The 18,852-nt window shown below is 60.8% G+C and carries 20 protein-coding genes and 1 pseudogene; 11 read left to right on the forward strand and 10 right to left on the reverse strand.

Annotated features, from left to right (window positions below):
* Positions 1-34: 34 nt before the first annotated feature.
* The 5 genes from traQ to H3H39_RS26305 are packed head-to-tail and all read right to left on the reverse strand — an operon-like array spanning position 35 to position 4,508.
* Positions 35-568, reverse strand: a complete 534-nt coding sequence (gene traQ, locus H3H39_RS26285; RefSeq protein ID WP_182157368.1) for a conjugal transfer protein TraQ — start codon at positions 566-568, stop codon at positions 35-37.
* An 11-nt stretch (positions 569-579) separates the two neighbouring features.
* Positions 580-1,374 (reverse strand): hypothetical protein, encoded by a 795-nt coding sequence (locus H3H39_RS26290; RefSeq protein ID WP_182157370.1) that lies wholly within the window; start codon positions 1,372-1,374, stop codon positions 580-582.
* A 22-nt stretch (positions 1,375-1,396) separates the two neighbouring features.
* Entirely contained in the window at positions 1,397-2,671 is a 1,275-nt protein-coding gene (gene traO / locus H3H39_RS26295; protein ID WP_182157372.1) for a conjugal transfer protein TraO, read from the reverse strand.
* 9 nt (positions 2,672-2,680) lie between these two features.
* Positions 2,681-3,748, reverse strand: coding sequence for a DotH/IcmK family type IV secretion protein (locus tag H3H39_RS26300; RefSeq protein WP_182157374.1), 1,068 nt, complete (start codon positions 3,746-3,748; stop codon positions 2,681-2,683).
* A gap of 10 nt (positions 3,749-3,758) precedes the next feature.
* Positions 3,759-4,508, reverse strand: a complete 750-nt coding sequence (locus tag H3H39_RS26305; RefSeq protein ID WP_182157376.1) for a DotI/IcmL family type IV secretion protein — start codon at positions 4,506-4,508, stop codon at positions 3,759-3,761.
* Between the two features lie 396 nt (positions 4,509-4,904).
* Here H3H39_RS26305 and H3H39_RS26310 point away from each other — a divergent pair, with 396 nt between their 5' ends.
* Positions 4,905-5,255, forward strand: coding sequence for a hypothetical protein (locus tag H3H39_RS26310; RefSeq protein ID WP_182157378.1), 351 nt, complete (start codon positions 4,905-4,907; stop codon positions 5,253-5,255).
* On the opposite strand, the gene H3H39_RS26315 is transcribed toward H3H39_RS26310, so the two are convergent.
* The 3 genes from H3H39_RS26315 to H3H39_RS26325 all read right to left on the reverse strand — a co-directional run bounded on the left by H3H39_RS26315 (position 5,216) and on the right by H3H39_RS26325 (position 8,608).
* Positions 5,216-6,424, reverse strand: a complete 1,209-nt coding sequence (locus H3H39_RS26315) for an ATP-binding protein (RefSeq protein WP_182157380.1) — start codon at positions 6,422-6,424, stop codon at positions 5,216-5,218. The genes H3H39_RS26310 and H3H39_RS26315 overlap by 40 nt on opposite strands.
* Positions 6,425-6,974: 550 nt before the next feature.
* Entirely contained in the window at positions 6,975-7,379 is a 405-nt protein-coding gene (locus H3H39_RS26320; protein ID WP_311196993.1) for an SOS response-associated peptidase family protein, read from the reverse strand.
* Positions 7,380-7,675: 296 nt separating this feature from the next.
* The gene (locus H3H39_RS26325; protein ID WP_182157382.1) at positions 7,676-8,608 is read right to left on the reverse strand and encodes a LysR family transcriptional regulator; all 933 of its coding nucleotides are present in this window, start codon (positions 8,606-8,608) and stop codon (positions 7,676-7,678) included.
* A gap of 83 nt (positions 8,609-8,691) precedes the next feature.
* Between H3H39_RS26325 and H3H39_RS26330 the strand changes: the two genes are divergently transcribed.
* The 3 genes from H3H39_RS26330 (at position 8,692) to H3H39_RS26340 (ending at position 10,550) form a co-directional block, all read left to right on the forward strand.
* Positions 8,692-9,702 carry a zinc-binding alcohol dehydrogenase family protein gene (locus H3H39_RS26330; RefSeq protein ID WP_182157384.1) on the forward strand — a complete coding sequence of 337 codons (1,011 nt, stop codon included), beginning with the start codon at positions 8,692-8,694 and terminating at the stop codon, positions 9,700-9,702.
* 84 nt (positions 9,703-9,786) lie between these two features.
* Complete coding sequence (locus H3H39_RS26335) at positions 9,787-10,230, forward strand: GlcG/HbpS family heme-binding protein (RefSeq protein ID WP_182157386.1); 444 nt, start codon at positions 9,787-9,789, stop codon at positions 10,228-10,230.
* A complete protein-coding gene (locus H3H39_RS26340; RefSeq protein WP_182157388.1) occupies positions 10,227-10,550 on the forward strand; it encodes a hypothetical protein in 324 nt (107 codons plus the stop codon). Before H3H39_RS26335 ends, H3H39_RS26340 begins: the two co-directional genes overlap by 4 nt.
* Before the next feature lie 46 nt (positions 10,551-10,596).
* Here H3H39_RS26340 and H3H39_RS26345 read toward each other — a convergent pair.
* Positions 10,597-11,091: pseudogene (locus tag H3H39_RS26345) on the reverse strand (transposase); the annotation flags it as partial.
* Positions 11,092-11,273: 182 nt separating this feature from the next.
* Between H3H39_RS26345 and H3H39_RS26350 the strand changes: the two are divergent.
* From H3H39_RS26350 to H3H39_RS26360, 3 genes are all read left to right on the forward strand, one after another.
* Entirely contained in the window at positions 11,274-11,621 is a 348-nt protein-coding gene (locus H3H39_RS26350; RefSeq protein ID WP_182157389.1) for a hypothetical protein, read from the forward strand.
* A gap of 504 nt (positions 11,622-12,125) precedes the next feature.
* Positions 12,126-13,676 (forward strand): recombinase family protein, encoded by a 1,551-nt coding sequence (locus tag H3H39_RS26355; RefSeq protein WP_182157390.1) that lies wholly within the window; start codon positions 12,126-12,128, stop codon positions 13,674-13,676.
* Positions 13,673-15,208, forward strand: coding sequence for a recombinase family protein (locus tag H3H39_RS26360; RefSeq protein WP_182157392.1), 1,536 nt, complete (start codon positions 13,673-13,675; stop codon positions 15,206-15,208). Before H3H39_RS26355 ends, H3H39_RS26360 begins: the two co-directional genes overlap by 4 nt.
* A gap of 333 nt (positions 15,209-15,541) precedes the next feature.
* Here the strand turns inward: H3H39_RS26360 and H3H39_RS26365 are convergent, their stop codons facing one another.
* Positions 15,542-16,024: a tyrosine-type recombinase/integrase gene (locus H3H39_RS26365; protein WP_182157394.1), complete on the reverse strand. Its 483-nt coding sequence runs from the start codon at positions 16,022-16,024 to the stop codon at positions 15,542-15,544.
* Positions 16,025-16,083: 59 nt separating this feature from the next.
* On the opposite strand from H3H39_RS26365, the gene H3H39_RS26370 reads away from it, so the two are divergent.
* The 4 genes from H3H39_RS26370 to H3H39_RS26385 all read left to right on the forward strand — a co-directional run bounded on the left by H3H39_RS26370 (position 16,084) and on the right by H3H39_RS26385 (position 18,802).
* The gene (locus H3H39_RS26370) at positions 16,084-16,389 is read left to right on the forward strand and encodes a hypothetical protein (protein WP_182157396.1); all 306 of its coding nucleotides are present in this window, start codon (positions 16,084-16,086) and stop codon (positions 16,387-16,389) included.
* Positions 16,390-16,837: 448 nt separating this feature from the next.
* Positions 16,838-17,365, forward strand: coding sequence for a glycine zipper 2TM domain-containing protein (locus H3H39_RS26375; protein WP_182157398.1), 528 nt, complete (start codon positions 16,838-16,840; stop codon positions 17,363-17,365).
* Positions 17,325-17,873 (forward strand): YXWGXW repeat-containing protein, encoded by a 549-nt coding sequence (locus tag H3H39_RS26380; RefSeq protein WP_182157419.1) that lies wholly within the window; start codon positions 17,325-17,327, stop codon positions 17,871-17,873. The genes H3H39_RS26375 and H3H39_RS26380 overlap by 41 nt, the downstream gene beginning before the upstream one ends.
* 533 nt (positions 17,874-18,406) lie before the next feature.
* Positions 18,407-18,802 carry a response regulator gene (locus H3H39_RS26385; RefSeq protein ID WP_229218319.1) on the forward strand — a complete coding sequence of 132 codons (396 nt, stop codon included), beginning with the start codon at positions 18,407-18,409 and terminating at the stop codon, positions 18,800-18,802.
* The last annotated feature ends 50 nt before the right edge of the window (positions 18,803-18,852 follow it).

Raw genomic sequence — 18,852 nt, forward strand, 5'->3', positions numbered from 1 at the left:
TTGTTGACTGTGTCTCGTGTCTCACCTCATTTCGTTACCAGACCACATGCATTGTCTGGCGGAAGCGTTCGATCATGTCCGCTATCTGTACCAGCATGCATCCGCCTATCATGTGCACCAGCGCGCGCCAGACGATGTCCTCCCCGCCCTGGGGATTCTGGCCATCGGCGACCGAGTGTTTGAGAAGAATGACGCCTTTGAAGAAGAAATAGCCACCCGCGATGCTGGCCAGTGTGAGCACGGCGTTGATGGCATCCGCGAAACGGCCAAAGGTCGCGCCGGTGGCATAGGCCACCGGACCATACGCGATGGTGCCCGTGCCCATCGAATTCCAGGTCGCGTTGATGAACACGGACAGGTTGTACATCAAGCCGCCAACCAGCATCACCGGCACGAGCTCGCCCATCGTCACGGGCGGCTGGCCCGGCAGGCGGGCGGCGCGCGACATACGCAGCACAGCGTTCCCACAGTACAGTGTTCCAACCAGCTCCCCCATGGTCCACAACGCAAGCCACATCACGGCGGCCGCATCGCGTGCGAGGTTGACCAGCATCGCCGAGATGTCCATCGCCACCGCTCCTAGTTGATGGTGCCGTTCGACGTCAGCACGCGGCGAGCGCGCGCGTCGATGCGCATGATGCGAAGCTCGCCGATCTGGTCGCCGGGTTGGACGAGATAGGTACGCCCATCATGGTCGATCCAGGCTTGATCGTTGAAGATCGTATTGAGCCTGTAGCCGTTTAACCGGACCTGGCTCGCGCTGTCTGGTGGTTGCGATGACGACCGGCCGCCAAGCTTCAATGGCCGGTGCGACGCATTGACCACGACCCCGGCCGTCTGGCGCGGCACTGGCGCGGCCTGTGACGCCGCCTGGTTCTCGAGGATGCTCAATCTGGCGTTGAGGTCCGCCAACGCGTTGCCGATCATGACGCGCTCGCTGTCGGCGATCCCCGCTGCGGGTGCGGAATTTCCACCCTCAGCTGGCGAAGCGGGAGGTGCGTCGGGGCCGGCCTTGGCTTGTGTGGGCGCTGGTACCGGGGCGGACGCAGGCGTCGATGCGGTTTGCGGTGTTGCTTGCGACGTTTCTGGCGCGGCATTGGGGTCGATGTATTGCGCCTCGTGATGCCGAACCGCCGGCGCGTCGCGCACGACATGGACGTACGCGAGCGCGGCGAAGAGAATAATGCCGACGATGACCGCTAGGTGAACAGTCTTCAGGCTTGCTATATGGTCGAATAGCGTATTCTTCGCGGCGATGCCGGACGGCTGTTGATGGCCTTCCTGTGCGGCGGCTTGCCTGGCGTCCGTGACCCGGGCATCAAGATCGAAAATATCCTTGGCATGCTCCGGCCTTTGTGTGGATGTCTGATTCATTTGCTTCACCTATTTTGGCTAGTCACTGATCACGATGGCGCGAGCCGTCGTCTTCCGATGGTGGTTTTTCCGGCCTGCCCTGTGGCGGGATACGCGCTGGTACCAGCGGTGGCACCGGCCGACGTTCCGAGGGGAGCGCTTGGCCGGCCGCACGCTTGTGGTCGATATCGTCGGTGGAGAACACCGATTCGATGAATTGGATACCGATCGTTTCGCGCAACGGGATGAGGACCTGTTTCGTCGGGGTATGTGCCGCCTCCGATTTCAGCACTTGGCCAGTCTCAGTGGCCGTGCCGCCAAGGATGGTCCCGGCGATGGTTCTGGCGCTCGGCGTGTCATTGCGGGTCTGGATGATGGCACCAAGTGGCGTCACGGTCGTCTGGGTATCGGCCGCCTGGAACAATTCACCAACCTTGCCCAGACCCAGCGCCAGCGCGGGCAACAGGACGCGCGAAAAGTAGCGGTTGTTGACTTCGCCCGAAAGGGCGGTGCGCATCGACTCCTGGTCGACGGCCTTGGCGGTCACATGATAGGTGTGGCCGCGCCATTCCATGAAGGTGAAAGTCATGTCGACCGAGTTATTCACGCGCTTGTAGCCGGGCGCATGCAATATCGCCCCTTCGTAGTCACCGGCCGCGATCTTCGAGCTTATCCAGGAGTCTTCATCCGTATCGATGGCGGTGCCAAGGATGGCCGGCGCGACGTAGAAGGCCGGCACTATTTTCTCCACATGGTCCGTTTCGCGTGCCGCACCAGTTGGCATCACCTCCGGGCTGGCAGGGCTGGTCGCTGCCGCCGCTTCCAGGGCGGTTGTGCGCGCCAGTGTGTGCGGGACGGGTGTCCAGTTGGCGGCGAGCGTCATGATCTGCTCGGACAGGCGCTCATTGGGCTTTGGCGAGGCCGTAGCGGGTGGTGGCGGAGGCGGGGGCGTCGCCGGGGCCGCAGGACCGGCCGCAGGTGCCGATGACGGTGCTTCATTTGGCGTGGCAGGCGCGACGGGCCCTTCGGTTGGCGCGACATGTTCTGCGCGCGACGACATGGCCGATACATAGGAATTGCCGTCCTGCTCGGCCTCTTTGGCGTTCACCTTGTTGTACTTGCGTAGCACGCTGCTGTAGTGTTCACTTTCGTCGGTGGTGGTGCCTTGCCCTGTCTGGATATGGCTGATCGAGGTCACCTCGGCATGCGCCGAGCTCAAATACGTGTAGCCGATGTAGGCGAGCGCGGCCACCACGATCGTGACGGAGACCGCCACGATCTTGAACTGGCGGCCGATATCGACTTGAAATTTGCCCATGGCGGTCTCCTATTCGATGTCGAGTTCCAGGACCAGCGGCTGTCCGCCTTCGGACAGTGTGACGTACGGGGTCGGGGCCAGCCTGTACACGCGGGTGCCATCGCTCGCGGCCATCGTCTGTTCGAACGCCGACTGGAAGTCAGCGGCCGTGCGGACATAAACGGCGCCATCAAGTTGCCATACCTGGGTGCGGGTGGGAGCGCCACCACGAACCTTCAACTCGTGGGCCTCTTTGGGCGGAAGGCCATCCAGAAAGCCTTGCAGGACCGTGTCGTACAGGGCGACGCGTTCCGGGCCCGCGACACCGGTTGGCGCGCCGGGCGCACGGCCTGGAACCCGGATGTCCAGGCGGTAGTCGACTTCGCGGCTCTTATTGTTCGAATCCGGTTCCCCGGTCACGAGCTTGATCATGATCGGCGTCGCGAGTCCACGAAGGATGACGGCCAGATTGCCATCCTCGTAGGATGACAACGGGGAAATAACGACGGATGCGGAATCCTTCAGCCAGTCGACGTCGAATGAACGCTGGTCGGAGACCCGTGGTGGCGCAGCCAGAGGCCATGGGTTCCCCAGTCCATCGATGAAAACGAGCGTCGACATTTCGCCTGGCAGCATACGGGCGATGGGAATGGGCGCGCCGGGCGAAAGGTCGGCCGTCGTGTCGCGGGTCTTTGGGACGGTGCGTACCGGATGGTAAGCGTTCGCCTTACGCATGTTCTCCAGCATTATGCGCAGCTTGATGATTTCGTCCGGCGCCAGCGGAACGAGGATATTCTCGGCCTGCTTGGCACTGGTGGGCGGCGAGAGCGGCGGCAGGGGCGCGACGCCATTCTCGGCGGGAGCGGAAGGGCCAGAAGCCGTCGCGGCGGACGGTCCGCCCCCGTTATTGCCGTAGGCCGTCGCTTGCACCGGGGCCGCCGATTGGGCGCCGGCCGTTCCGGCAGTAGGCGGAGCTGGCGGTGGTGGGAATTGATTGGCCACCGCGGTCGCCTTGGCGGAAGGACTTTCTGGTTGCGTCGCTTGCGCCGTACCAGCGGCGCACAGGCATACCAAAGCGAGTGTCAGTGTGCGGTTCATGTTCAATTCCTCAAGCCGGATCGGTGACCAGGCGCGCGGCGCCGATCCCCTGGATGTTGTCGAGGGTGGGAATGCGGACGATACGCAAGTGGGCGTTGAAGTGTTGAGGAGGCAGGTGCTGGGTCTGGCCTTCGAGCCGGATTTCGATCGGCATTTCCAGATCCCACAGGAACACGCCGTTCTCGACGCCATCCTTGGTCAGTACGCCAGTGCCTACGGAGGCTGACATGTTCATCCGACGTCCCTTGACCATGTCCAGAATGCCCATTTTTTCAAGGTTGTCGATGAACTGGGCGAACCCGTCGCGTGTGTAGCTGGGGCGCAAATCCTCGAGCTGTTGGCGCCAGTTGAGGAAGTCGAGTGTAAACGAGCGGGTCAGCGTGTCCTTGCCAAACTGGATCACGTCCGCGCTCTTTTGGTAGGGGCGTGACAGGGGCACAAGCGGGAACAGGCGGCCATTGTCGGTGGCGAAGTATTGGCGGTCCGGATGGACCGCGACCCAACCAAGGCCGCAGTTGAGCACGACCGACGCTGCCAGGATAGCCACGAGGACGAAGTTGAGCTTCACTGAGGAACCTGCGATCGCCGTGAGAAAGTGGTGCTGGCGTTCGAGCCGGAATGCCGGTTCGATGGCATCGCTGGTGTGTTTCAATGTCGATTTCATCGTCGCCATGACGGTGTCGACCGGCTGCGCTTCGGCGTGCTTTTCCCGTAAGGCATGGTTTTCCAGCTCGGGCTGGATTTCGACCATTGGATCCATTTTCTCCTCCTGCGGCACAAAGCGTAGGGGCTCTGGTAATTCGCATAATATGCACAATGCGAATTATTGGGATCGAAATGCGGTCGTGATCTGATGCGTATCAAACGCGTTTCCGCCAAGCCAGCTTGCGTTTTTCCGCATCGCATGCTTGTAAATCAGAAATTCCAAGAGAGGATCGGCGGAACGGGAAGCCGGGTAGTGCCAACGTCTGGATTTGCCGCCAACCCGGGGCCGGCGAAAGGAGTTTCTACAAATAACAATTTATTTGATGTTTGATAATAATGAATGTTTTGCAATTGTTTATTGTTGGTGCAAGCGCGATCAGTTCGACCGTTGGCTGAGCGCATGGGGCTGGTCGACATACGCATACCGTCACAGCCGTTTCTGGAGGTTCACATGGAGTCATGGGATCGGTTTGGTACCGAGGAGCTCGAACGGCTGATCGTCGAGATCTGGCGTATCAGGGCCGCGCAGGCGGCGATGCGTCGCGCTAATCGCGCGCTTGGGCGCGGGGATCTGGGCGCGTTACGGCGCCAGGGTTTTTCTGAGCGGCATATCGTCAGCCTGTTGGCGCTCCAACAGCAAGGGTTGCGCCCATTTCCGCAGTCCGCGTTTCGCGAGAATAGGCGGGTGTTGGGTTTTCTGATGCATGAACTGGAGAGGCGTACGACGGCGATCCCTATATCGAAGCCCCAGGCCATGGGTCGTCAGCGCTTGGGGGAGGGGGCGTCTTTCCCCGAGAACTGAGCTGGGGCGGGCGTTGCGGCAGGCGGCCAACGTTGTGCGCCGGCACGCTGCAAATACCATGGATGCATCGCGGTATCCTCGATCGAGTACTCGCCTCTGGCGGACTTCCACACCATGGGCGGTGTCAGATTACGCAGCGCCTCGAGCGCTGTTTGTACCTGGTTCGTCGTGACCGGCTTGCCCACGACGGTACGATAGAACGCGACGGCGTCCGCGTCATAGGCACGGAAGCGTTCGCAATACTCGAGCATGCGCCACACGATTGTCTGCTCCAAAGGTTTGAGCGCAAGGTAGGCGGCCGTGAGCTGGCGTTCATTCGATGCGCGGGCCTGTTCGGCCGATATCAATACCCGCGTTTCGAATCGTTCGCCGCCGCACCGCGTCGGGTTGAGTGCCTCCCCCAGCACGGCGCCAAATTGTTGCGGGCAGGAATTGAGCAGGCGAAACGCCGCGAGCAGGGGCGCGTCGTCCAATGGAGCGAGGGCAGGGCATTCTTTGGAAATCAAATCGCAGACATGGTCGACAAAGTCGACATCCAGCAGCGGCATGGTCTGGATGCTTGAACCATAGAATGGCGCTGCCGACGTGTTGACCAGCCGCATGAGTTTGTCCCGGTCCGAACCCGACATGACCAGCATTAAACTCGTCTGGCCGGGACGGTTCATCTGGTCCCGTGCCGACTTCAAGGCCATCATGGCCGTCTCGCCGTCGAAGCTCGATAGCGCCTGTTGCGCCTCGTCGACGATCAGGGCCACTGGATGGCCGCTCGCCTCGTGCAGCGCGCGTAACGCATCGGTCAAGGTCGCGCCGTGGTTGGTGCCGATCTTCGTCGTGTCGATCTTGAGCCAGCCGGCGATATTGACGTTCTCGAGGCCGCTCTTCCTTGCGGCGCGCGCCACGAGCCCCAACTGGCTTTTCAATGCCTCCCCGATCGCTTCCGCGATGAGCGTCGCCGGGTCGCGTCTGCGATCGGCCCACAGATCCGTGTACACGACGACGACCCCGCGCCGTTCCAGCTCGGGTGCCAGATCGGCGAGCAAGAACGTCGATTTGCCGGTGCGCCTGGGCGCGGCCAGGAACAGCCCGTTCGCCCCGTCGCCAAATAGCGACTTGCCCTGCAGGCGGTCGGCCATCTCGCGGGCGAGGGCGGGACGAGAGAAGTGTTCCATGATGGTCTCCAGCAATTATGGAGAATTATGGCCGCCGCCATAATTTCTCATAATCCGCCATAATTCCCCATAATTCCAGCTGGGCAATGAATTGGCATCGCATCGAAGGTTGCATTGATTTGCATAGTACCTATCATGCGAACGCAAAGTGCCTGGAAATTGTGATCGTTTGACCCGTATCATCGGCACTCAATGTAGAGGTTAGCTATATCCAATGCCCGCAGCGCTGGCCCTATAATCCATCAGATTCAATCCGGCGTGCGTAAGGTAGGGCGGAAGAAGCGTTCCTTGGTGATCTCCAGCAATTATGGCCAATTGCGGCCACCAACATAATTCCCCATAATTTCCATAAGGCATTGATGGCGTGGCTGTACAATTTCGCATCATTGAAATCTTGCGAATGCATATTCATAGCCAGCGCGATGATTTGACGCGGATCACTGGCATCTTGGGTTCGTCGGCGCGCGTGAAAGGCTTGTGCGTCGATGATTCAGTGCAGTGCTGACTTAGTACACTCGTTTGCAGGACTTAATGTGGAGCACTCGGGAACTCAGACAGGAGTGTCTCCACGCAATTCCAACTGGGCGTGTTGCGCTTCGTTTGCTTTCTTCGCGCGGGGCGGTACCGGATGCTCCCAGGACGTCATCAAGTCGGCCGGGTAAGGACGCAGGAAACTGCGGGCGTACTCTGGATCGGAACATTCAAGCCAGTCATCCCATTCGTCCTGCGGGACGATTACGAGCGCGCGCTTTTCGTCGCCAGGTTTATGGAAGCGGCGCATGAGCGGGTGGTCATCCGCGTTCGTGGTCAGTTGCGTGAACGATGCTTCGGTCTTGCCGTCGCTTTCCCATTCGCGCCACAGGCCGGCCACGGCGAACATGGACTGGTCCGCCATGCCTATACCCCGGCGCACAGCCTTGCCGCTCTCGTAGCATGGTTCGTAGAAGGCGGTCATGGGCACCAGGCACAGTTGGGACTTCTTCCAGGCGCCCGAGAATGAGCGCAGCTGGCCGACGTTTCCGCGCGGGCGTTCATGGTGTCGAAGGGCCGCACGCCAGAGGGAATGCGCTTGCGTGGCACCATGCCATAGGTTGCCAGCAGACCTTCCCTCCGTCCGTTCGCGCCGCGGCGAACGATGGGGGCGGGGTGGCATTGCAGTGGAAGCCACAAGCAACGAACTTCTGCCTCAGGCCGTTTCGACGGTTGCGGTTACCATTTGGTTAGAAATTGAAGGTCTGGCGGGCGCCTTCCTCAGTGCTCCTTGTTTGATAGCCGGAGTTCAGCAAAACGTCCAGCGATGAAGTCCACCAGCACGCGAACGCGATTCGGGACGAAGCGCCCGCTAGGTAAGAGAGCATGCAAGGGATACGGATCTGTCTCCCATTCGGTCAAAAGCCGCACCAGATGGCCGCTTTCCAGATCACGCCATTGTTCGATCTCCGTCATGAAGATGATCCCGGCTCCCGAAATTGCCCATTGGCGAGCCAGCGAGGCGTCATCCACGACCCGGTCGCCACTGACCCTTACCGTCGTCCATTGGCCGTTCTGACCGAAGCGCCACGAGCTGAACGTGCGCCCCCCGCGCATGAATGAGATGCAGTTGTGGTCCACCAGGTCGGTTGGCGTACGTGGCGTGTCGTGACGATTCAAGTAGTCGGGCGAAGCGCTGAGAACGGGGTGCGCCAGCGAAAGTCGGCGGGCCACGAGGCGAGAGTCGCTCAACTCGCCGTACCGAAGCGCGAGGTCCACCTCATCCCGTAGCACGTCGAGCACGCGGTCGCCAACATTGAGCGCCAGCTTCACCCCGGGGTGAAGAGCCAAGAATTCATCAAACATTGGCATGAGCACGGTCCGGGCAAGGTCAGACGGCGCCGAGACACGCACTGTGCCCACCAGAGCGCCGCGTTCGGCATCGAGCTGGGATTCCCCCTCGGCCAGTAGTTCGAACGCGCGCTGGGCGTACTCGAGAAGGATTTGACCCGGTGCCGTAAGCCGCATGGCACGTGTGGAGCGTTCGAACAGCCGCGTCCCCAGCTGAGCCTCGAGCCGCTTGAGCGTTGCGCTGGCGGCCGCTGGCGTGATGCCGAGTGCCCGCGCAGCCGCAGTCAATGACCCGCCGCTGACCGTGTACAGCAGCACTTGGAGGTCGCCTATATTTTCAATCCTGGTTTGAAAGTGATGCATCGGAAAGCCCTCTTATCAAGCGCAGTTATTCTACCTATATTACCTTCCATCGACATCACTTAAACCAAGGAAGGAAAAGTGCGATGAAAGCTGTTGCTTATCAAAAGAACCTGCCCATCAACGTGCCCCAGGCGCTCGAGGATGTGGAACTGCCCGCGCCGGTGCCCGGTACACGTGACCTGCTGGTGCGCGTGCACGCAGTCTCGGTCAATCCGGTCGACACCAAGGTGCGTGCCGCCAGCGCGCCGGCGGCCGGCCAAGTCAAGGTGCTCGGCTGGGACGCAGTCGGCGTGGTCGAGGCCGTGGGCGCGCAGGCTGCAGGCTTTGAGGTCGGTGACCGCGTCTGGTACGCCGGTTCGATCAAGCGCCCGGGCGCCAACAGCGAGCTGCATGCGGTGGACGCGCGCATCGTCTCCAGGGCACCCAAGTCGCTTGCGGACGGGCAAGCCGCAGCGCTGCCGCTGACCGCCATCACCGCGTGGGAACTGCTGTTCGATCGGCTGCGCATCGCCCAGGGCGGTGGCGAAGGCCAGACCCTGATGGTGGTGGGCGGCGCCGGCGGTGTGGGCTCGATCCTGATCCAGCTGGCCCGGCAGCTGACCAAGCTGCGCGTGATTGCCACGGCGTCGCGTCCGGAGTCACGTGAATGGTGCCTGGATCTGGGCGCGCACGCGGTCATCGATCACGCCAAGCCGCTGTCGCAGGCGCTGCGCTCGGCCGGCATCGAGCATGTCGACTGCGTGGCCTCGCTCACCCAGACTGCCACACACTACCAGGAGATCATCCACAGCCTGAAGCCGCAGGGCGCACTGGCCGTCATCGACGACATGGAAGGGCTGGATCCGATCGCGCTCAAGAACAAGTCGCTGTCGCTGCACTGGGAGCTGATGTTCACGCGCTCGATGTTCGAAACGCCTGACATACATGAGCAAGGCGTTCTGCTGGGGCGCGTGGCTGACCTGGTCGACGCCGGCCGCGTCAGGACGACCGCCAACGCCGTCTTTGGCCGCATCAACGCGGAAAACCTGACCCGCGCGCATGTATTGATCGAAAGCGGCAAGGCCGTGGGCAAGATTGTGCTCGAAGGCTTCTGATTTCGATCGCGCCGCGTCCCAGTATCCAGGCCCACAACTGTAATTCATTCACCGTTCATTAACTTCATCTCAAGGAAACTTATCATGTCTCAAAGCACCGTTACCAAAGTTCAAGCCAAGGCTTCCATCACGCGCGACAGCGCACTTGCGCTGGCTGTCGCCGCGCGCGACGCGGCCACCAAGATCGGTCTGAATCTGGCCATCGCGGTCACCGACGAGGGCGGCCACCTGATCGCCTTCGAGCGCGCCGACGCCACGCCGTTCTTGGCCGCAGAAGTGGCCGTCAACAAGGCTTGGACTGCCGCCTCCTTCGGTCTGGACACGCTGATCTGGAACCAGGTCGTCGCTCAGCCTGCCACGGCTCCGCTGGCCAACCATCCGCGCGTCATGCCGGTGGGCGGCGGTGTTCCCATTGTGGTGGGAGGGCGCGTGGTCGGCGGCATCGGCATCTCTGGTGGCAACGCCCAGCAAGACCACGACGTGGCTGTTGCTGCGCTCAAGGCCGCTGGCTTTGAGCTCGCCAATTGAACGCAACCATCTGGCGGCGTGTCGCCGCCGTCGCGTTGGCTGCGGTGGCACTGGCGGCTTCGACGGCGGGCAGGGCTGCCACTGATGTCGACGTCGTCTCCGCTACAGCTGACCTTTATGCGCGGATGACGGCACGAGATCTGGCTGGCGTCCTTCGCTACATCTCTGCTGCCGGATTCACCGAGATCGGCCCGTCGGCACCTTCGGTTCACATCCTGAAGCCTGCGGCGTTTGAGGCGCTGTTCAATTCGGATGCGGTGATCAACGTCCGTGCCGAAGACGTGAACGCGGCCAACGCTTCGGTAGCACGGCGGTTGTAACGTGTCCCTATGTTGTTAGTCAAGGATTAGTCATCGCAGTTGCCTGCTAGAGTGTTCCGTTACGCATCATCGCATAGAGCACATTGCAGCGCCGCCGGGCGAGCGCGATCAGGGCTAGGTTATGTCGTTTTCCCTGGCTGATCCTGCGTTGGTAGTAAGCGTGTGAAACTGGATCTCGCAGCACGGAAAAGGCGGAGAGGAAGAGCGCACATTTGAGCATTTTGTTGCTTCGTTGGGAAGGATGCTCACCGCGAATCGATGACCCGGCGCGGCGCGTGACAGGCGCCAATCCGGTGCAGGCCGCCAAGTGGGCGGCTGATGCGAAAGCCTTGGCTGCCACTTCGGTGAGGAGTCTGGCCGCTGTCCCGACGCCGACTCCAGGCATGCTGGTCAGGACCGAATAACGAGGGTGTGCATGCACCAGGCCATCCACTTCAAGCGCGACCTCTTCACGTTGCCTTCGCAGCTTGGTCAGTCGATGCGATAAGCGCGGCAGGACGACGGCCGAAGCGTTGGTTCCGGGTACAACGACTGTTTGCTCAGGCCGCTGGACCGCTTGGGAGGGCCGCCAGGCGACGCGATTCCAGCACTGCCACGTCGGGCTTGGCGAACGCTGTGTTTGATGGGGATCAACATGCTGTCATTTTCCTTGGTAACTCTATTTCCGGTGGAACACAAAAAATCTACTATGTGAAACGGAGATGATGTGAAATAAAGGAGAACATGATGACAAAAACAGATGTATTGGTTTTCGGGTTCTTCTTTTTTGGTTCGCTGAAAAATTCCACAACATCACTCTATTTTGCGTGCTTTCAGCGAGGGTGCTCGCAAAAGAACGCCGATCAGATCGTCATTTCTGATGCGCTGGATCAGCATAGTCAGATAGGCCGGGTCGCCTATATAGTCGATCCTATACTAGCTCCTGGCTCGGAAGACTTGGAACTTGAAAAATTATGTAGGATTGCAGTGGCTCAGTTCTTAGGGCAAGGTGTTTTCGAGAGCCGCTTGCCATACCCCATTCCACTGGCGTTTTCATCAGAACCATGGCGCGGTGGAATTCAGCTCGTATAGTCTTTCGACACGCCGTCATGGCTTTGGAAGCAAGGGAGCACGTCTTCTTATTTCCATGGGGGTCTTCAGCGAATTCTGCCCTAGACCTACAATTGCCTCCCGACAATCATCTTCAGTTGAATATCCCACGGTGCTGGCGGCGACGACTCGATCATGCCCCCTGAGTCGCCACCGCCAACACTCCTTTGTATTTTTGCAACTATCCTGGTAAATTTCAAACCACATGGCGTCCTCCCGATACTTGAGATGGTACGCAATAACTTCTAATTTTCAAGGAGGCTAACCGTTGACTGAAGTCAAAATTGCTCCGATGAAGTTGTGGTATACGCGCGCGCCAGACGCGTGAAGCGAAGCACACTTGCTAAGTAAGTCGCAAGTTGATAGTTGATACTGTTGTGTCTGGGATAGTCGTCCTGAACATCGCTAGCTGTTAAGGCATTGCACTTGCGACATTGATCCAATGGGCGCATGATGCGACAGGGCGTAGGCACCGGATGAATGGCCATGAACGTTGCTTTTGGCAGTGGTGGTGCAGACGGGCTGCTGCGTGCGGCGGCCTATGTGCGGATGTCCAGCACCGCGCAGATCCTGTCGCCGCAGATGCAGGAGGCGTATTTGCGGCGCTATGCGGCCACGCATGCGATGGTGGTGGTGCGCGTGTACGCGGACCTTGGATGTAGCGGCCTGGTGCTTGCGGGGCGTTCAGGCCTGCAGCAATTGCTGGCCGACGTCGCGGCCGGCAATACGGACTTCGCAGTGCTGCTGGTGTATGACGTCAGCCGCTGGGGACGCTACCAGGATGGCGACGAGGCGGGATTCTACGAGTTCCTGTGCCGGAAGGCGGGCATCCGCCTGCTGTATTGCGCGGAAGCGTTCGTCAACGATGGCGCGCCCCTGTCGCAGCTACTCAAAAGCATCAAGCGCAGCATGGCGGCAGAGTACAGCCGCGAGTTGTCGGCCAAAGTCTGGGCCGGCCAGCGGCGCCTGGCTCTGCTGGGATACAAGCAGGGTGGCGCGGCAACGTATGGCCTGCGCAGGATCGTCGTCAGCGCCGATGGGCGAGAGCAGCGCACGCTGGCGACTGGCGAACGCAAGCCGAGGCCCAGCGACCGGGTGCTGCTGGCGCCGGGCGCGCCGCAAGAGCTAGCGGTCGTGCGACGCATTTTCCACCTGTATAACCACGTCGGCTGGACCCTGCGTGCGATCGCGCGCCAGCTCAACGCAGAGGGCGTCGCCTGTGGCGGTGCCGCTTGGACCGACTACCGCGTGTCCAGCGTACTACGCAAGGAGCACTACTGGGGCAACCTGCTCTACAACCGGAGCAGCGCGCGGATGAAAACGGCGCGGGTGCACAACCCACCGGAGTCCTGGTTGCGCAAGGAGGGGGCGCTGGCCGCCATCGTGCCGCCGGCGCAAGGCCTCTTGGCCGAGTTGGTGCGGCGCATGCGCAATGGGGAGGCGCCGGAGGCGGTGCTGGCAGCGATCCGGAGGGTGTACGCACGGTACGGCAAGGTCACGTTGGCGCTGCTGGCGGCGGTCCCCGGCATGCCGGGCTGGAGGCGGATGGCGCGCATGTTTGGCTCGCTGGCCGGCGCCTATGCGCATGCCGGTGTGCCCCCGCCGCGCCAGACACAGCATGTGGTCGCGCCGGTGGCCCTTGCCGCAATGGTCGCGCGGCTGCGCGAGCAAGTCTGCATCCGGGTGGCGGCCGCCGGAGGCCAGTCCGAGCCGGTCGTGGGCATCCCTAACCAACTGCGGCTCAACGGTGATTACGTGCTGCGCTTGTCGGTGCTGACCTGCCGCCAGCGGGCGGACGGCCAGTGCCGCTGGCGGCTTGCGGTACAGCGTGGGCGCGCGGTGGATTTTATTCTGGCGGGTTTGCTGGACCGTGACAACCGCGTGATCGAGCGCTATGCGCTGGTGGCGACGGCGCAGGAGCGTCGCCAAATGATTTATATCGGTAGCGGCCTATCCGCCAAGTCGCGTCCGCTGCTGCACTCCAGCCTGGACGCGGTATTCGGGCTGGCTGGCCCGGTTGTGGGGCCCGGGCCATGAACGCCGCGCGGCCTGTGGCGGAGACCGTCTTGCACCGGGCGGCAGCCTATGTCCGCATGTCCACTGAGCAACAGGGTCAGTCGATCGCGCTGCAGCTGGACTACATCGCGCGTTATGCGGCCGCCGCGGAGTGCGAGGTGGTCAAGGTCTATCGTGACGAGGGCAAGAGCGGGCTGGATGCCCGGCGCCGCGCGGGCCTGCAGCAGCTGATGCGCGACATTGGTGACGGCCAGCCTGGCTTCGACCGGGTGCTTGTCTATGACGTCAGCCGCTGGGGCCGCTTTCAGGATGTCGATGAGAGCGCCTATTACGAATACCTGTGCAGCCGCGGCGGCGTGCGCGTGGTGTACTGCGCCGAGCGGTTTGCAAATGACGGCTCGCCGCTGGCCCATATCATCAAGAGCGTCAAGCGCACGATGGCGGCGGAGTTCAGCCGCGCGCTGTCGGAGCGGACTTTCGACGCCCATGCATTCCTGCTGGCGCGCGGCTACAAGCCGGGCGGCGCGGCCGGTTTTGGCTTGCGCCGGCTGAGCGTGCGCGCCGATGGCAGCGTGCGGCGGATGCTGGAGGAAGGCGAGCGAAAATGCCATCCCACCGATCGCGTGGTGCTGGCGCCTGGACCGGCGGCAGAACAGCGCACCGTGCGCCGCATATTCCGCCTGTACACCGAGCAGGGGCTCAGCTATTGCGGCGTGGCGCGTACGCTCAACGCCGAGGGCGTGGCGGCGGCCGGCCGGGCGTGGAGCGCAACTCTGGTCAAGGGCATACTGCACAATGAAAAATACTGCGGCAATCTCTTGTATAACCGCAGTACCGCGCGCCTGGGTGGCCGGCGCCACATGAACGAGCGCAGCCTATGGCTGCGCCACGAGGGAGCGCATACAGCCATCGTCAGCCCGGCAGTGTTTGCGGCAGCGCAGCGGCAGCAAACGCTGCGCAGAGGACTGGACACAGGCGGGGTGCTGGCTCGCTTGCGCGGCATTTACGACCGCAGCGGCACGTTGAATTACCGGCTGATCGACGCCGAGCCGGGCATGCCGCACGCCGCCCTGGTCAAGAAGATGTTTGGCAGCTTGCACCGTGCCTATCGACTGGCGTTGGCGCCAGTCGGTGATGACCTGGCGTGCTGGCGCACGGCGGCGCACAGCGAGGCGTGGTTGCGATTGTTTGAGGCCGTATTGGATTGCATCGTGCATGCCGGCGGCCACGCTCAACGGACGCCGAACCGGGCCGTCATCATGTTCGATGAATGCATCTCGTTACGCGTTGCCGTCACCCGTTGCCGGTCCAGGGGCGGCACCCTGGGTTGGGTGGTGCCGGCGCAGGCGGCCAACACGGATTTCGTCCTGTGTGGCTTGATGGGACAGGACGGGACGGCGATCGTGCATTACGCCTTGCTCGATGTTGCAGCTTGTTGCGTGCAGCACAAATGGCTGGCCGTCCGGTCGTCAGGGACGGCGGGCTTGACCCTGTCATCTACGTTGGAGGGCTTATTCGGCATGCGGGCTGACGCGGGGTCGGAGATACGCTGAGCTCCCGGTCTCCAGGGCCGGCGTCCGGCACTTGCGCTACTGTGCGAGCGAGGGTGTTAGAGATGAGCTTAACCAAGAAATCTGAATCGCAGGCTTTGCATGCACACTGCAGGCCGGGCAAGTTGCGCGTCGAGCGCGGCTATTTCGTCCTCGACCGGTCGGTCGAGGATCTCGGACGCCCGGGGGCTAACCGATCGCCCAGGGGCGGGACCGGGCCACGCTCACGTTCGCCGAATTTCGAGCATTCTTCCTATACATGGCATTTCAGCACGTGCAGCCGGCCGAATCCCCCAGGCGGCGAAGACAGTTTTGAAATAGGTGGGAAAATTAGCTTTAACTTTGCGCCTGGGTTTCCCGCTGGTTTCGCTCTATAACCCTGATCAGATCCAAAGCTTCTTGTTCCGTGTAGATCATGGTGGTGTCCGTGTTCGCCTGCCCCAGCAGGCTTGCCACTTCGCGCAAGCCATGGCCTTGCCTCAGTGCAGAATGCGCAAAGGTGTGGCGCAGCCAAGGGGGAGTGGCGTTGTTGAGGTGCTCGGCCTCTTCGACGCGTCCGGCCAGGCGCACTCTGCTCGCGGTTTGCTTCATGCGTTGTTTGATGATCTGGTACAGGCTATGCCGGCTCCGTATCTCTTGCCAGGCACCGAAGTAACGCCGATCGGCAGCCGAGGAAACGAGGCGATGGGCTATTGCTACAGTGCGGGTGCGCGGGGAGAGCAGGAGAGCGTCGATCCCGGAACGGACAGGCAGCGGCGCAAATCCCAATGCGCGGCAATGGTGTGCCGGGTTGAGGCCGCTTTTGTCAACATTCGGCATCAGCCGTCGATTTTTTTCATGCTATTCTGACTCGCAGGTAGTAACTTACGAGAAACATTATGCAAGCAGATTTTGATCGGTTCGGAATTCCCGTTGAAAACATTAAAGCAGCGGAAAGATGGGCGACGAAGCAGCGGGGCAGATATCAGTACCACACCCGTGTCCCGACGCGAAAAGAAGTATCCTTGCTGTCCCCGCAGGAACTTGCGCCGCTCCTCATCGGCTGGATGGTTCATAGCCCGACCGAAATTATCCCGAGCCGGGTCCAAGTGGAACTTGTGTTGGAACTCTTGAATCAGCGCCAGGACGTGGCAGACTTGTCGAGTTTAGTGGCCATGTGCCGGAACTACATTGGTGGCCAATAGCGGATAGGCGCCCGGCGGCCATAATTGACTGGTGGAGTAATTTGCGCCCACCCTCCAGTTCAAAGAAACTTTGTAATTTCCCCTGAATCCGCACGCCGTCTTCACCGTCGCATTGGTCACCGATCGTACCATCGCGGGACCACTTGTTGCCGACTGTGGAATGTTGCGGCAGTCCTGCCAACTCATAAATTTGATTGGTGGCTCGATGGGTGACGCGCTCAAGCCGGCGGGAGCTGCCTACCGTATCGCTGTTGCATGGGATGTCTGCCCATTGTTCCTCAGTTCAAGTCGCTGACTCCGTCGTTCCAGGCATGCACGTCCTCGTCCAAAGTTGCCCTTGCTCGCGTTACATCTGCTTACTGAGGAAACGTCTTCCATACACCCTGTTCTCGACCTTAACCGTTATTGACCTAACGGCGCGACGTCAGCGCCATACCGGAGAACGAAAATGGAAACCACCGTAGCCTCGAATCGCATCCACCCCCTGATGGCCACCGCCGCTGTCTCGTTGACGCTGGTCAGCCTGGTCGGCGCAGCCGCGATAGCCGGACTCTTGCCTAACTCGCATGGTGCCGTCGCGACCGCCTCAGCAGGCGAGTTAGCAAACAGCGGCAGCGCTTCGGCGGCACAGCCGTCATTACAAGCACCGGTTGAGCGCGAGCTCGTCCGACACAAAGCTGTCCTACACCGTGAGTACCCACGCATTTCGGAAACTGCCTATGGCGGTGAACACGCCCAGGTCGCTCAAGTTGAAACGGCCCGCGATTATCGACAAGCTCCGGCATATCCACAGCCTGCTCCAGTCGCCCAGAACAGTCCTCTTGGCATCGGTATTGGAGCCCTGGTTGGTGGTCTGGTCGGAAGTCGCATTGGCGGCGGCAATGGCCGTACCTTGGCTGCTATCGCCGGTGCCGTTGGTGGTGGCTACGTAGGTAATGAAATCGCCAAGCGCGACCAGCCAGTTGGCCAACAATAAGGAGATGCTGGCCGTTGGGTCTGACACCGGGGACCTGCTCACAGACAAACCCGGATTGCCGGCGAATACGCTATTCTTCGGCAAAGAAAAAATGACGGCCAACGTTTTTTCGCGAACACAAGAAACAAGGAAACAAGAAATGACCAAAAAAATGATGTATGCGGCAGCCGTTGCGATTGTCTTGGGTGGCTGCACCACAGTCGTCAAGGAACGAGTCGTAGTTCACGACCACCCAGCGATTGTGCGCCAGGCGCCTGCCCCCATCCAGGAAGTGATTCCGCCACCTCCCGCGTCTGGATATGCCTGGATTCAAGGCCATTGGACCTGGCGCGACCACGGATGGCAATGGCAACCAGGACACTGGTACCAGGGCTCCGCACGTCCGATGCCGGCAGTAATCGTGGAGCAAATTACCGTCGCACCAAGCCCAGCGCATTATTGGATTCCCGGCCACTGGAGTTGGCGCCATAACGAGTGGGAGTGGACACGCGGCCACTGGGAACGATAAGGCAGCCGGGGCACTGCCTGTCGAGACCTGACGTCCTTTTCGCTCTAGAAGGACGGAGATTCCAACAGCTCGTGACGCCGGTCCGTCAGGGAATATGCTAATTGCGGTGTTACGATCACGACCAGGTCTACTAATTTTCTCTCAGGGTTCGGACTAGTTCTTCCGCAGCCCTCCTTGCCCATCCACTGAATTGGGCATCAGCCTGCTGTTCCATTTGCCTCGTCAAATGGAAGGCTCGATGCCCGTCAGGGCGACGCTCGTTTGACGAGGTGCCCACGATAGGCCATGGTATCGGCCCGAAATCGAAATTGTGTGTGGGCATGATTGGACGTCAGTTACTGCGGTGTTTGCTTTGTATTGGTAGAGTTTAAATCCGATACGAATTTCGTCAAGATGTGCTGTTTGGCAAGGGGAGAGAGGGCTTTTCGGTAAAAAGAAAACCCGCCTGACTTGGCGGGTGAAATTCAAATTCAAGGAATTTGAGAGGGGTACATGCACAGTATCGATTGCAATGTTGGAAATTGCAATTCTTTTTGAAAACCCAGTTCTCGCGCGCCGACCGTCAATCTGAGACCTGGATGTTCGTGTTGCCAATTACACAGACGCTTGAATTATGCAAGTTATCTCTCCGTACTATGACGCTATCTCTGCGATCCGCCTTGCACCAGGCTCAGGTGGTGGTCAGCGACCAGCGCATGCCGGGCATGAATGGGACCGAATTCCTTAGCTGCGTCAAGCAGCTGTCTCCTGGTACGATGCGCATCATCTTGTCAGGCTACACCGAAATCGAATCGATACTTGGCGCCATCAATTGTGGCGAGATTTACCGCTTCCATACCAAGCCGTGGGATGAGGCCGCCATGCGCGAACGTATTCGCAAGGCGTTCCAGTACCATCAGATGATCCATGGCATGCTGAGCGAAGGTTAGCGGTCGGCCTGGTACGGGAGGCTAGGGCGGCACAGGCCAAACTTGGCGCA

This window comes from Rugamonas apoptosis (assembly GCF_014042355.1).
In the GTDB taxonomy this organism is placed as follows: domain Bacteria; phylum Pseudomonadota; class Gammaproteobacteria; order Burkholderiales; family Burkholderiaceae_D; genus Rugamonas; species Rugamonas apoptosis.

Bases quoted from the DNA above. Each gene is read 5' to 3' on its own strand.
- traQ (WP_182157368.1), bottom strand. From the start codon at position 568: ATGGACATCTCGGCGATGCTGGTCAACCTCGCACGCGATGCGGCCGCC.
- H3H39_RS26290 (WP_182157370.1), bottom strand. From the start codon at position 1,374: ATGAATCAGACATCCACACAAAGGCCGGAGCATGCCAAGGATATTTTC.
- traO (WP_182157372.1), bottom strand. From the start codon at position 2,671: ATGGGCAAATTTCAAGTCGATATCGGCCGCCAGTTCAAGATCGTGGCG.
- H3H39_RS26300 (WP_182157374.1), bottom strand. From the start codon at position 3,748: ATGAACCGCACACTGACACTCGCTTTGGTATGCCTGTGCGCCGCTGGT.
- H3H39_RS26305 (WP_182157376.1), bottom strand. From the start codon at position 4,508: ATGGATCCAATGGTCGAAATCCAGCCCGAGCTGGAAAACCATGCCTTA.
- H3H39_RS26310 (WP_182157378.1), top strand. From the start codon at position 4,905: ATGGAGTCATGGGATCGGTTTGGTACCGAGGAGCTCGAACGGCTGATC.
- H3H39_RS26315 (WP_182157380.1), bottom strand. From the start codon at position 6,424: ATGGAACACTTCTCTCGTCCCGCCCTCGCCCGCGAGATGGCCGACCGC.
- H3H39_RS26320 (WP_311196993.1), bottom strand. From the start codon at position 7,379: ATGACCGCCTTCTACGAACCATGCTACGAGAGCGGCAAGGCTGTGCGC.
- H3H39_RS26325 (WP_182157382.1), bottom strand. From the start codon at position 8,608: ATGCATCACTTTCAAACCAGGATTGAAAATATAGGCGACCTCCAAGTG.
- H3H39_RS26330 (WP_182157384.1), top strand. From the start codon at position 8,692: ATGAAAGCTGTTGCTTATCAAAAGAACCTGCCCATCAACGTGCCCCAG.
- H3H39_RS26335 (WP_182157386.1), top strand. From the start codon at position 9,787: ATGTCTCAAAGCACCGTTACCAAAGTTCAAGCCAAGGCTTCCATCACG.
- H3H39_RS26350 (WP_182157389.1), top strand. From the start codon at position 11,274: ATGATGACAAAAACAGATGTATTGGTTTTCGGGTTCTTCTTTTTTGGT.
- H3H39_RS26355 (WP_182157390.1), top strand. From the start codon at position 12,126: ATGAACGTTGCTTTTGGCAGTGGTGGTGCAGACGGGCTGCTGCGTGCG.
- H3H39_RS26360 (WP_182157392.1), top strand. From the start codon at position 13,673: ATGAACGCCGCGCGGCCTGTGGCGGAGACCGTCTTGCACCGGGCGGCA.
- H3H39_RS26365 (WP_182157394.1), bottom strand. From the start codon at position 16,024: ATGCCGAATGTTGACAAAAGCGGCCTCAACCCGGCACACCATTGCCGC.
- H3H39_RS26370 (WP_182157396.1), top strand. From the start codon at position 16,084: ATGCAAGCAGATTTTGATCGGTTCGGAATTCCCGTTGAAAACATTAAA.
- H3H39_RS26375 (WP_182157398.1), top strand. From the start codon at position 16,838: ATGGAAACCACCGTAGCCTCGAATCGCATCCACCCCCTGATGGCCACC.
- H3H39_RS26380 (WP_182157419.1), top strand. From the start codon at position 17,325: ATGAAATCGCCAAGCGCGACCAGCCAGTTGGCCAACAATAAGGAGATG.